Here is a 12641-nt window from a genome sequence, read left to right as displayed (position 1 = left end):
ACGCCATTCCGACGTCCACACCGAAAGCTGAGATCGATGGGTGCCTTTCAAACTCCGACCGCTGCGAACCTCCTGTCGCCGGCGCTCTCCCTTCCCGCCGCGGCAAGGCCGGACGAACTCGCTGCGGTCTTCGCCGAGATCGCGCTGACCTCGTCCGAGCGCGATGCCAAGCGCGAGCACCCTTTCGACCTCCTGGTCAAGCTGAGGGCCCTGCGCTTCGGCGCATTGCGCCTGCCCGAGAGCGCGGGCGCCTGCTGGCGCGAGGTGCTTGGCGCGCTCGTGCGCCTGGGCGAGGCCGATTCCAGCGTCGCCCATATCTTCCGCAACCATTTCTTCGTGACCGAGCGCTTCGTCACCGGCCGCGAGCCCGGCTACAATCCAGCCTGGCGCAAGGCGGTGGCTGCCGGCGCGCTGATCGGCCTCGCCACCACCGAGCTCGACCGCAAGCAGACCGGCGGGCGCGGCGACCTCAAGACCAGGCTGACGCGCGACGGCGACGGCTATCGCCTCGACGGCACCAAATTTTACAGCACCGGCACGCTCTATGCCGATCTGACATTGGTTCGAGCGACTTCCCCCGAGGGCGAGGACGTCTCGCTGATCATCCCGACCGATCGCGAAGGCGTCGAGCGGTTGGACGATTGGGACGGCATCGGCCAGCGCGTGACCGGCACGGGCACGACCAACTTCCATGGCGTACGGGTCGAAGCCGACGAACTACTGACCGATCCAACCCCTTACGTGCAGCCCTTCGCCAGCACGATCGCCCAGACGATCGTGACCGCAGTCAATGCCGGCGTGCTCCGGGCCGTATTGCGCGATGCCAAGTCCCTACTGCTGAGCCGGAAGCGGAATTTCTACTACGCGCTCACTGAAACGCCGCATGAGGACCCGCTGCTGCTGCAGACGATCGGCCGGATCGCCAGCGAGGCCTTCATCGCCGAGCTCGGCATCCTTGCCGTCGGTGATGCGCTCGATGTGGTCGCCGCGCTCAGGGCTGATAATCCCGACGATGCCCGCCTGCCCGCGCTCGTCCACGCGGCGTCGCTGACCGCCGCCAAGACCAAGGTCGTGGTCGACGAATTCGCGCTGCGCTCCTCGACTGCGCTGTTCGACGTCGGCGGCGCCTCGGCGGCGACCCTTCGGCAGAATCTCGACCGGCACTGGCGCAATGCTCGAACGCTCTCCTCGCATAATCCCGCGAGCTACAAGGCGCTCGCACTTGGGGCCTATGAGCTCAAGGGCACTCCGCTGCCGGCGCTGGGCTTCTTCTGAACCATCGTCCCGCGACCGGACCTTCCTTGCAGGCGAGCTCCGGCAGATCGATGTTCCCTTGCGAGTGCAATATTAGAACATCAATTCTATAGACTAATTATCGGCGCAGCGACATGCTCGGCTCAGCGATTTCCAAGAGGTCCTGATGGCATTTCCAACGCAGCATCGCGCGCTCGCATTAGCCGTTGCGGCCGGCCTGGCTATCGCCAGCGCGGCCGTAGCCGGACCGCTATCCGACAGCGCCCCGGTTCCAGATGCGGTCGCACCGGGCACCAGGCTCGTCGTCGGTGATCCCCAGACCCGTGTCGCGCTGACGCTCTCGGGCGAACTCGCCAAGCTGCCCTTCAAGATCGAATGGGCCAACATCTCGGGCGGACCGCAGACGATCGAAGCCTTCCGAGCCAAAGCCCTCGATCTCGGCTCGGTCGCCGACATTCCGCCCATCCATGCGCAATGGACCGGGCTCGAGACGAAGATCGTCGGTGCCAAGTTCCGGCTCGACCCGACCGCGCATCCGATCTACGTCATCGCCACCGCGCCGGGCTCCGGCATCACCAGGCTGGAGGAGCTCAAGGGCAAGCGCATCGCCTTCAGCCCCGGCCAGGCGCAAGGCGCACTCGTCCTGCGCGTGCTCAAGAAGCTCGGCCTCCAGCGCGGCGACGTCACCCTGATCGAATTGCCCAGCGTCGGCGATGCCTATGTCAACGCGCTCGCCAGCAAGCTCGTCGACGCCGCGCCGATCGCGGAGGCGAACAAGCAGCGTTTTGCGCAGAATTACGAACGCGACGGCGCCCGGCTGCTGGCGCATGGGCTGCGTGACGATCCCTCCTACATCTACGTCGCCAAGAGTTCGCTGGAGGATGCCGACAAGGCAGCCGCGGTCCGCGCCTATGTCGCAGCCTGGGGCCGCGCGGCGAAATGGATCGAGACCCATCCCGAGGAGTGGATCAAGGGCTACTACATCAAGGATCAGGGACTGAAGGAGGACGCAGGGCGTTTCCTCGTGAAGTCCAATGGCAGCCCGGACGTTCCCCTCGACTGGGCCGCGGCGATCGAGCGCCAGCAGGAGACGATCGACCTGCTCGCCGAGGAGCTCAAGAAGCCGGCGATCAAGGCCGAGACGCTGTTCGACCGGCGCTTCGAGCGCATCGCCGGCGCAACCTACCGCGAAGCGGACTGACGCCATGGCCGATCTCTCGATCCGCGCCTCGCGCGAAGCGGTCGGCGTCACCGGCTGGCTCTCCGGCCGTGTCGCGTCCCGGCCCGTCGGCCCATCGCCCCGCCGCAAGCGCAAGCTCGGCCCCGGCCGAACGCTGCGGTTCGGCCAGGCCCTCGGCCCGGCCATCCTGCTCCTGCTCTGGAGCATCGGCAGTGCGACCGGCTATATCGACGATCGCATCCTGTCGGCGCCGTGGACGGTGGTGGCGACCGGCTACGACCTCATCGCCGACGGGCGGCTGCAGGAGAACCTGTGGACGTCGTTCCAGCGCTCCTTCTGGGGCCTGTTCTGGGGCATCGTCGCCGGCGCCTCGCTCGGTGTCATCGCGGGCCTCAGCCGGATCGGCGAGTACCTCGTCGACGGGCCGATCCAGATCAAGCGAGCCATTCCGGCGCTCGCCCTGATCCCGCTGCTGATGCTCTGGTTCGGCATCGGCGAGGGCATGAAGGTCCTGACGATCGCGCTGATCACCTTCGCGCCGATCTACATCCAGACCCATGACGGGCTGCGTTCGACCGATGCGCGCTATATCGAGCTCGCGGAGACGCTGGACCTCTCCAACTGGCAGTTCCTGCGCCATGTCGTGCTGCCGGCGGCCCTGCCCGGCTTCCTGCTCGGCCTGCGCTTCGGCGTGACCTATTCATGGCTTGCCCTCGTCGTGGTCGAGCAGGTCAACGCCACGAGCGGCCTCGGCTACATGATCAACCTCGCGCGCACCTACGGCCAGACCGAAGTCATCATCCTGTGCCTCGCCGTCTACGCCGCCCTTGGGCTGAGTTCCGACTGGCTCGTCCGCTTCATCACGCGAAAGGCCCTGCCATGGCGCAAGATCCTGGCGGACTGACCACCCGGCCGGTCGTCGATGTCCGCGAGCTGACGCGTCGCTACGGCGAGCGCACGATCCTGGACAGCGTCGACCTCCAGATCGGGCGGGGCGAATTCGTCGCTCTGCTCGGTCGCTCTGGTTCCGGCAAGAGCACCTTCCTGCGCGCCCTCGCCGGGCTCGACCACGGCGTGCCGGGCTACGGCTCCTATGAGGTGCCGGATGCCGTCTCGGTCGTGTTCCAAGATGCCCGATTGCTGCCCTGGAAGCGGGTAGCCGACAATGTCGCGCTCGGCCTGAAGGTGCCGGCGCCGCACGAGCGGGCCCTGGCCGCGCTCGAGGAGGTCGGCCTGACGTCGCGCGCGCAGGCCTGGCCGACGCAGCTCTCCGGCGGCGAACAGCAGCGCGCCGCGCTGGCACGCTCACTGGTACGCGAGCCCGAACTGCTCCTGCTCGACGAACCCTTCGGGGCGCTCGATGCGCTGACGCGCCTGCGGATGCAGGCCCTGCTGCTGGATCTGTTCGCCAGGCATCGCCCGGCGGTGTTGCTGGTGACGCATGACGTCGACGAGGCGATCCATCTCGCCCAGCGCGTGCTGGTGCTCGATGGCGGCCGCTTCATCGTCGACCAGCAGATCGACCTGCCTAACGAGCCCCGGGCGCGCGAGCAGCGCTTCACCGAGATCCGCCTGACCCTGCTGCGGAGCCTCGGCGTTACCGAGACCGAGCTGCGCCGGGTCGCCTGAGCGCCCTGCCCTTCCCGCGAGCGCTCCCGGCAAGCCGGAGCGCTCGTACCTCCATGTCCACTCACGAGGTCGTCCATGCCTGACTATCGTCCGCTCGGACGCACGGATCTGCGCGTCTCCGCCATCGCGCTCGGCACCATGACCTGGGGCGAGCAGAACAGCGAGGCCGAAGGACACGCCCAGCTCGACCGTGCGCTCGATGCCGGCATCAACTTCATCGACACGGCCGAGAGCTATTCGATCCCGCCGCGGGCCGAGACTCAAGGCTCCACGGAGCGCATCATCGGCACTTGGCTGAAGGCGCATGGCAAGCGCGACAGGATCATCCTTGCCTCCAAGGTCGCCGGCCCCGGCGACCGCAACTATTTGCGCAAGGACGGCAGCCAGCCCCGCCTCGACAAGAAGAACATCGAGGAAGCCATCGATGCCTCGTTGAAGCGCCTGCAGACCGATTATCTCGATCTCTACCAGTTGCACTGGCCGCACCGGAACATTCCGCTCTTCGGCGGTGGCTCGCACGCGCCCAATCGCGGCGGCAACGGCTCTGAAGTGCCAATAGAGGAGACGCTGGATGCGCTCGACGGCCTGGTGAAGGCGGGCAAGGTCCGCCATATCGGCCTGTCGAACGAAACCGCCTGGGGCCTGTCGCGCTTCCTGCACCTCTCGCAGGCGCACAGCCTGCCCCGCGTCGCCAGCGTCCAGAACGCCTACAACCTGCTCAACCGGAGCTATGAGGTCGGGCTCGCCGAATTCCACGAGCGCGAGCAGGTCGGCCTGCTCGCCTATTCACCGCTCGGACAAGGCTTCCTCACCGGAAAATACCAGCGCGGCGCCCGCCCGACCGGAGCCCGCACGACCCTGTTCGAGCGCGGCCAGCGCTACCAGAAGCCCGGCACGGAAGCGGCGATCGACAGCTATCTCGCCATCGCCCGCGACTTCGGCCTCGACCCGGCCCAGCTCGCCATCGCCTACGTCGTGAGCCGACCCTTCGTCACCTCCGCGATCATCGGCGCCACCAGCCTCGGGCAGCTCAACAGCGACCTTGCCGCCCTGGAGGTGAAGATCACGCCAGAGATCGAGGCGCGGATCGATGCGGCCCACCAGCTCCACGGCAGCCCGGCGCCCTGAGCCGACACGCCGAAGATCTGGATCAGAAAGGGCGCGGATGCGATTGCATCCGCGCCCTTTTTTCGGTCTCGCTCGATTCAAGCCGGCGACGAGCGCCGGCGCTCAGATCGTGACCTTCGTGCCGTCGAAGCGGGTGAAGGAGAAACCGTCGAAGGGCTCGGCATAGGTCTGCTTCTGCTCGCGCAGCAGGCTGATCACCAGGTTTTCGCCCTGGGCAAACGAGACCGCGGCATCCGAACGCCAATGGATGCCGCCCCAGGTGCGCCCGCCGGCATAGTTCAGCGCCGCCTTGTTGAGCTCACCGCCGATGGTCAGCGGCGGTCCCTGATAGGGGATGAGGCGGGCCGGATCGGCCGGATCCGGCTGAACCGGGTTCGGCCATTCCTTGCTCTCGTCATAGAAGGCCTTGAGCAGCGTCACGGTCACCGCCGCGATGATGGCGGCGCCTCCGGGATAGGACGAGTGCAGGGGCGCGCCCTCCGGGAAAATGTGGCCGTGCAGATAGGTGCCGTGTTTGGCTCGGCTGCGCTCGAGCGCCTGCGATCCCAGGAAACTCTCATGGATCGGATAGTCCGCGACCCGGTTGGCGAGGCGCTGATGGACCAGCCCGGCGAAGGCCTCGGGGCGCAGAATGCGCTGCTCGTACCACTTCTGGTAATAGTTGATGCGGATCGCATGCGAGATGGCGAGATTTATGATCGCCTGGAAATAGGGACCGCTAAAGGTCCCTGCCGCACCGTCCTGGGTCTTCGATTTGAGATAGGGATTGTTCGCAGCCAGCGCCGAACGCCCCGGCAGGACGCCGCCATAGGCCGGATCGGCAGCGGAGGCGCCGGTGCCGAGCAACTGGTTCCCGATGAAGTTGAAAGCGGCGGCGCTGTGCGCATAGGCGCCAAGATCACGACCGCTCGCGATATAACGCGGCGACGCCTCGTGGACGATGCGTTCGCGCGGCGCATTGCCGTTCTGGACGTGGAGCCACTCCTCCGGCTTCGTCAGGAAATCCGGTATCGCCTTGTAGGCCCGAATCCGGGCCGACAATGTCTGGTTGCCGAGCGGCACGTCGCGATAGAGGAATTGCGAGACCACCGGCCCGTCGAGAACGCCGGGCGGCGTGACCCAGCGGGCGCGAGCCCCGGTCGGATCGGCCGGGTCGACATAGGCGACACGCCCGCGGAACAGCGTCTGCGGCGTGACCCGTCCATCGATCTTCGGCCCGTTGAAGCCCTCGACCCGGTTGAGCTCGTCGACCGCGGCGCGCAGGTCCGGATTGCTCGTGTCGTCGCGATAGTCGGAGAACGGCACATCACGCAGCAATGACTGCCAATAGATCTCGATCGCATCGGCGGCGCGCTCGACGCCGGCCAAGGCCGGGGCCGCCGGCAACTGGAACTGCGCCGCGTTCAGACCTTCGAGGCTGACCGCGAGCGTACCGACCGGATTGACCAGCCGGCGGGTGCCACCGAGGGGAATCTTCTCGAAATCGGCCGGGTCGCGCGAAGCGAAGGCCGTGGCAGCCGCGCGCCAGGCGGCAGGGTCGACCTCGCCCCGCTCATTGTGCGGCAGGCCGCGCGTGTCGCTTCCGATCTGGTTGGAATAGCGCCGCTCGTCTCCGTTGGTCGGATGGGCCGGAATCGTCACATCGGCCAGCGAGCTGGCGAGCTTGCTGCGGAGTTCGGCAGCGCGCCGGACAAAGGCCTCATCATAGCTGCGGGTGTCCGGTGCGGCTTCGGCTGAGCCATGCGCGGCAGCCGGCGCGGTTGCACCCACGCTCAAGACGGCCGCGGCCATCCCGGCGCCCGCGCCCTTCAGGAAGACACGCCGGCTCTCGTCCTCCGGCAAGGCGATCGAATCGGGATGGTGTGGCATGCTGCGGTCCTCGGATGGTGGTGCGGATGGAAGGCGCCGGGCACGCACGTCCCCGTCGGCGGCGCGCTCGGCGCCCCGCCTGGCAGAAGAGGATGGGTGGCGGGAACGTCCCGGCGGGAAAGGGGCTAGGCGCTCTTGCGCTGCTTTACGGCGAAGATGCTGTCGGGGCGCGGCAACCCGTAGTGTTCGCGCAGGGTCGAACCGGAATAGTCCTCGCGGAACAATCCGCGCTTGCGCAGGATCGGTACGACCTCGGCAACGAAGATCTCGAAGCCGCCATGGATCCAGGGCGGCATGACGTTGAAGCCGTCGGCAGCGCCCTGCTCGAACCAGGTCTGGATCTCGTTCGCGACATGCTCCGGCGTGCCGACCACGACACGGTGGCCGCGGGCACCGGCGAGCCGCTGGATCAGTTGCCGGATCGTCGGGTTCTCGCGATCGACGATGTCGACGACGAGCTGGAAGCGGCTCGCCAGGCCTTTCGGCCCGCTCGTGTCGATCAGATGGCGCGGAAACGGTCCGTCGAGATCGAAGCCGGTCAGATCGAGCCCGATCATGCGCTTGAGCTGGTCGAGCGAGGCCGCGGGCTGGATCAGGTCGTTGATTTCCTGCTCGAGCCGGTCCGCCTCAGCCTGCGTCGAGCCCAGGAACGGGCTGATCCCCGGCAGGATGCGGACATGGTCGGGCCGGCGGCCGAGCGCAACCGCACGGGTCTTGATGTCGGCGTAGAATTCCTGCGCACTGGCGAGGGTCTGATGCGCGGTGAAGATCGCCTCCGCGAATTGTGCTGCAAAGGAGCGGCCGTCCTCGGATGAGCCGGCCTGGACATAGACCGGCCGGCCCTGCGGCGAGCGTGAGACATTCAGCGGGCCGCGCACCCGGTAATGCTTGCCGACATGGTCGATGCGGTGGACCTTGTCGGAGTCGGCGAAGACGCCGCTCTGCGCGTCGGCAACGAGTGCGTCGTCCTCCCAGCTGTCCCAGAGCCTGGTGACGACGTCGAGGAACTCGCGCGCCTTCTCATAACGTTCGCCGTGGGGCGGATGCTCCGGCAGGCCGAAATTATGAGCGGCTCCGGCGTCGCTCGTCGTGACGATGTTCCAGCCGGCCCGTCCGCCGCTGATATGGTCGAGCGAGGCGAAGAGGCGGGCGAGATTATAGGGTTCGTTATAGGTGGTCGAGGCGGTGCCGATCAGGCCGATCTTCTGCGTCGCGGCAGCGATCGCCGTCAGCCAGGTGACCGGCTCGAAGCGCACGCGCGAGGAATAGCGGACGTTCTCGGGCAAGGACGGCCCGTCGGCGAAGAAGATGGCGTCGAACTTCGCCGCCTCGGCCTTCTGGGCGAGCTCCTGATAGTAGCGGATGTCCAGAACCCGCTCCGGCTCGGACTCCTTGTAGCGCCAGGCCGCTTCATGATGACCGCCGGGATAGATGAACAGATTGAGGGTGAGCTGGCGGCCGGTCTTGGGCATCGCGGACCTCGCATCTTTCGACGTTTCAGGCTCGCGAACGAGCCGCGGGCTATTGCCGCAACGATGCTGGCCGAGGCAGCATCGGGTCAAGAGAAGCGTTTTTTAAAGAGAACGATATCTGCAGAATATTCCGGCTCAGAGCTATATAGTTCGGTTCACCCCAGCCGTAATTGGCAGGTAAAGGTAATTTTTCTTCGCCAACAAAAGCGCAAGCAACAAATCACTCCAGGAAATGGTTCTCTAAAAAGAACATTCTTGTTGACGCTCTCGCAGCTGATCCGCAAGCTTCGGTCAATGGCTCGACCGGCCTTTGCATCGGCCGGCACAACATTTTCAGGAGTTCGGTATGGCGATTTCGAAGAAGCCTTTGTCGCGTCGGCAGGCCGCGGCCTTGATGGTCGGCACGGCGCTGTCCTTCGGCCTCGCCGGAGCGGCCTCCGCGGCGGAGGGACAGCTGCGCATCGCCAAGCAGTTCGGTGTCGTCTACCTGCTGCTCGACGTAGCCGCCGAGCAGAAGCTGATCGAGAAGCACGGCAAGGCGGCCGGCGTCGACATCAAGGTCGAGTTCACCCAGCTCTCCGGTGGGGCGGCGGTGAACGACGCGCTGCTCTCCGGCTCGATCGAGATCGCCAGCGCCGGTGTCGGCCCGCTCTTCACGTTGTGGGATCGTACCAAAGGCAAGCAGAATGTCAGGGGCGTCGCCTCGCTAGGCAACTTCCCCTATTACCTCGTCAGCAATAATCCGAATGTGAAGACGATCGCGGACTTCACCGACAAGGACAGGATCGCCCTGCCCGCCGTCGGCGTCTCCGTGCAGTCGCGCATCCTGCAATGGGCCTCGGCCAAGCTCTGGGGTGACAAGGAGTTCGCCAGGCTCGACAAGATCAGCGTCGCTCTGCCACACCCCGAGGCCGCCGCCGCGATCATCAAGGGCGGCACCGAGATCACCGGCCATTTCGGCAACCCGCCCTTCCAGGAGCAGGAACTGGCCGAGAACCCGAACGCCCGCATCGTGCTCAAATCCTATGACGTCCAGGGTGGGCCCGCCTCCTCGACCGTGCTCTACGGCACCGAGAAATTCTACAAGGAGGCGCCGAAGACCTATCGCGCCTTCCTCGATGCGCTCGACGAAGCCGCGAAGTTCATCACAGCAAACCCCGAGCAAGCGGCCGACATCTATCTCAAGGCCAATGGCGGCAAGGGCGACCGCAAGCTGCTGCTCCAGGTCATCAAGAACCCGGAAGTGACCTTCAAGGTCGAGCCGCAGAACACGCTCGGCCTCGGCCAGTTCCTGCACCGCGTCGGCGCGATCAAGAACGAGCCCAAGGCGCTGACGGACTATTTCTTCACCGATCCGCGCATCGCCGCGGGCAGCTGAGGCCGGCATGACGCTCGTCGCCGAGAGACGGCCACAGGGCGATCAGCTGCCCTCGCCTCGCGCTGCCGCAGGGACCGGCGAAGGACGGGCCTCGCCCGCCCTGCCCGCGCCGCTTCTGCAGGTCGACGGCGTCAGCCTCGAATACCGCACGGCCGAGACGATCGTGCGCGCCACCCACCGCGTCGGCTTCGACGTCTACGAGGCCGACCGCTTCGTGCTGCTCGGTCCGTCCGGCTGCGGCAAGTCGACCCTGCTCAAGGCCGTCGCCGGCTTCATCGCCCCGGTCGAGGGCGAGATCAGGCTCGGCGGCCGCCCGGTCACTGGGCCGGGGCCCGACCGCATCGTCGTCTTCCAGGAATTCGATCAGCTCCCGCCCTGGAAGACCGTGCTGCAGAACGTCGCGTTCCCGCTGACGGCCTCGCGCACCCTTGCGCGCCGCGAGGCGCTGGAGCGGGCGCGCCATTATGTCGAGAAGGTCGGGCTCGCCAAATTCGCCGACAGTTATCCGCACCAGCTCTCCGGCGGCATGAAGCAGCGCGTCGCCATCGCCCGCGCCCTGGCGATGCAGCCGAGCATCCTCCTGATGGACGAGCCCTTCGCCGCGCTCGATGCGTTGACCCGGCGCCGGATGCAGGAAGAGCTGCTGGCGCTCTGGGACGAGGTCCGCTTCACCCTGCTGTTCGTCACCCATTCGATCGAGGAGGCGCTGATCGTCGGCAACCGCGTCGCGGTGCTGTCGCCCCATCCCGGCCGGCTGCGGGCCGAGTTCAACAGCCACGAATTCGACCTCGCCAGCACCGGCGGCGCGCCATTCCAGGCCGCGGTACGGCGCCTGCACGAGCGGCTTTTCGAGCATGAACAGCCCGGCGCAGGAAGGGCAAAGTCGTGAGCCTCGCCCAGCCGCCGATCCGGCCGGAATATGACCGGCCGCTGCCGCCCTTCGTCGCAACCGTCGTCGAGCGCCCGCGCCCCTTGCTCGAACGCCTCGCCGGGCAAGTCTGGCTGCGCAAGGGCCTGATCCTCGTCGTGCTGGCGCTCCTCTGGGAGGCGCTGGCGCGCTGGCAGGACAACGAGCTCCTGCTCCCGACCTTCCTCGCCACTGTCCAGGCCTTGGTCGAGGGGCTGGCGAGCGGCGAGCTGATCGAGCGCGCACGGCTTTCGCTGATCGTGCTGGCGCAGGGCTATGCTGCCGGGCTGACGCTCGCCTTCCTGCTGACGACGCTGGCGACCTCGACGCAAGTTGGCCGCGACCTGCTCTCGACCCTGACCGCGATGTTCAACCCGCTGCCGGCGATCGCCTTGCTGCCCTTGGCATTGCTCTGGTTCGGCCTGGGCTCGGGCAGCCTGATCTTCGTGCTGATCCATTCGGTGCTCTGGCCGGTTGCGCTCAACACCTTCGCCGGCTTCCAGGGCGTGCCGGACACGCTGCGTATGGCCGGCCGCAATTACGGACTCACCGGCCTGCGCTACGTCTTCGGCATTCTCGTGCCGGCAGCGCTGCCGGCGATCCTGTCCGGCCTCAAGATCGGCTGGGCCTTCGCCTGGCGGACGCTGATCGCCGCCGAGCTCGTCTTCGGCGCCTCCTCGGGCCGCGGCGGCCTCGGCTGGTATATCTTCCAGAACCGCAACGAGCTCTACACGGACAAGGTCTTCGCCGGCCTGCTGCTGGTAATTCTGATCGGCCTTGTCGTCGAGAATCTCGTCTTCGCGGCGATCGAGAAGGCGACGATCCGGCGCTGGGGCATGGCCCGCTGATGCCGCTGTCGCTCGCTCTGACCCATGCCTTCCTGCACGGATCTCCATCCATGACTGCTGCCCTGCACTTCGCCGCCCCTCCGCCTGCCCCACTCTCGGAGGTTTCCGCTGGCGACGGCGCAGAAGCGCTGCTGCGGGCGCGCTATCGCGCCGAGGGTCAGCCGGAACCGGCGCAGTGGAACGAGGTCATCGGCCAGATTCTGGCGCATCGCTCGGTGCGCTCCTATAAGCCCGATCCGCTGCCGGACGGCACGATCGAGACCCTGGTCGCGGCGGGGCAATCCGCTGCCAGCTCCTCCAACCTGCAGACCTGGAGCGTGGTCGCCGTCTCCGACCCCGCCCGCAAGGCACGCCTCGCCGAGGTCACCGGCAACCAGAAGCACATCCTGCAGGCCCCGTCCCTGTTGGTCTTCCTCGCCGATCTCAACCGGCTGGGCGCGCTTGGTGCCGCGCGTGAGCATGCGGTCGATGCGCTCGACTATCTCGAGACGCTGTTCGTCGCGATCATCGATGCGGCGCTCGCCGCGCAGAACGCCGTGCTGGCCGCTGAGAGCCTCGGCCTCGGCACGGTCTATATCGGCGCGCTCCGCAACGATCCCGAGCGGGTCGCCAGGGAGCTCGGCCTGCCGCCGAAGGTGTTTCCTGTCTTCGGCCTCTGCGTCGGCTATCCCGCCCCCGAGGTCGTCACCGGCATCAAGCCGCGCCTCTCGCCCGCTCTCGTCCTCCATCGCGAGCAATACGGCACCGGCTACGAGCCGGAGCCGGTCGCGGCCTATGACGGGGCGATCCAGGGCTTCCAAAGCGAGCAGAAGATTCCGCAGGTGCCGTGGTCGCGCCAGGCGCTCGCCCGCGTCGCGGGGCCACAATTCCTGAGCGGGCGCGACCGGATGCGCGATGCGCTGGCTGCACTCGGCTTCGCGCTGCGCTGAGGTGCCTCCGCGACGGCGGCGCTATAATGGTGGTGTGAAACGGAATG

The 12641-nt window shown here is 66.9% G+C and carries 11 protein-coding genes; 9 read left to right on the top strand and 2 right to left on the bottom strand.

The window, feature by feature from the left end; translation table 11 throughout:
* Positions 1 to 36 precede the first annotated feature (36 nt).
* The 5 genes from ACWIGM_RS17405 to ACWIGM_RS17385 all read left to right on the top strand — a co-directional run bounded on the left by ACWIGM_RS17405 (position 37) and on the right by ACWIGM_RS17385 (position 5191).
* Positions 37 to 1275, top strand: a complete 1239-nt coding sequence (locus ACWIGM_RS17405; RefSeq protein ID WP_454027217.1) for an acyl-CoA dehydrogenase family protein — start codon at positions 37 to 39, stop codon at positions 1273 to 1275.
* Between the two features lie 145 nt (positions 1276 to 1420).
* Entirely contained in the window at positions 1421 to 2455 is a 1035-nt protein-coding gene (locus ACWIGM_RS17400) for an ABC transporter substrate-binding protein (protein WP_454027216.1), read from the top strand.
* A 4-nt stretch (positions 2456 to 2459) separates the two neighbouring features.
* Positions 2460 to 3338: an ABC transporter permease gene (locus ACWIGM_RS17395; RefSeq protein WP_454027215.1), complete on the top strand. Its 879-nt coding sequence runs from the start codon at positions 2460 to 2462 to the stop codon at positions 3336 to 3338.
* Complete coding sequence (locus tag ACWIGM_RS17390; protein WP_454027214.1) at positions 3314 to 4063, top strand: ABC transporter ATP-binding protein; 750 nt, start codon at positions 3314 to 3316, stop codon at positions 4061 to 4063. The genes ACWIGM_RS17395 and ACWIGM_RS17390 overlap by 25 nt, the downstream gene beginning before the upstream one ends.
* A gap of 75 nt (positions 4064 to 4138) precedes the next feature.
* Positions 4139 to 5191, top strand: coding sequence for an NADP(H)-dependent aldo-keto reductase (locus ACWIGM_RS17385; RefSeq protein ID WP_454027213.1), 1053 nt, complete (start codon positions 4139 to 4141; stop codon positions 5189 to 5191).
* Between the two features lie 102 nt (positions 5192 to 5293).
* On the opposite strand, the gene ACWIGM_RS17380 is transcribed toward ACWIGM_RS17385, so the two are convergent.
* Positions 5294 to 7060, bottom strand: coding sequence for a phosphatase PAP2 family protein (locus ACWIGM_RS17380; RefSeq protein ID WP_454027212.1), 1767 nt, complete (start codon positions 7058 to 7060; stop codon positions 5294 to 5296).
* A 125-nt stretch (positions 7061 to 7185) separates the two neighbouring features.
* On the bottom strand, positions 7186 to 8532 hold the full coding sequence (locus ACWIGM_RS17375) for an LLM class flavin-dependent oxidoreductase (protein ID WP_454027211.1): 1347 nt from the start codon (positions 8530 to 8532) through the stop codon (positions 7186 to 7188).
* Positions 8533 to 8878: 346 nt separating this feature from the next.
* On the opposite strand from ACWIGM_RS17375, the gene ACWIGM_RS17370 reads away from it, so the two are divergent.
* The 4 genes from ACWIGM_RS17370 to ACWIGM_RS17355 are packed head-to-tail and all read left to right on the top strand — an operon-like array spanning position 8879 to position 12594.
* A complete protein-coding gene (locus ACWIGM_RS17370) occupies positions 8879 to 9910 on the top strand; it encodes an ABC transporter substrate-binding protein (RefSeq protein WP_454027210.1) in 1032 nt (343 codons plus the stop codon).
* A 7-nt stretch (positions 9911 to 9917) separates the two neighbouring features.
* On the top strand, positions 9918 to 10799 hold the full coding sequence (locus tag ACWIGM_RS17365; protein WP_454027209.1) for an ABC transporter ATP-binding protein: 882 nt from the start codon (positions 9918 to 9920) through the stop codon (positions 10797 to 10799).
* A complete protein-coding gene (locus ACWIGM_RS17360) occupies positions 10796 to 11665 on the top strand; it encodes an ABC transporter permease (protein WP_454027208.1) in 870 nt (289 codons plus the stop codon). The genes ACWIGM_RS17365 and ACWIGM_RS17360 overlap by 4 nt, the downstream gene beginning before the upstream one ends.
* 50 nt (positions 11666 to 11715) lie before the next feature.
* Positions 11716 to 12594: an NADPH-dependent oxidoreductase gene (locus ACWIGM_RS17355; RefSeq protein ID WP_454027207.1), complete on the top strand. Its 879-nt coding sequence runs from the start codon at positions 11716 to 11718 to the stop codon at positions 12592 to 12594.
* Positions 12595 to 12641 lie beyond the last annotated feature (47 nt).

This window comes from Allobosea sp. NPDC055332 (assembly GCF_053645455.1).
This window is presented reverse-complemented; position numbering and strand designations above follow the sequence as displayed.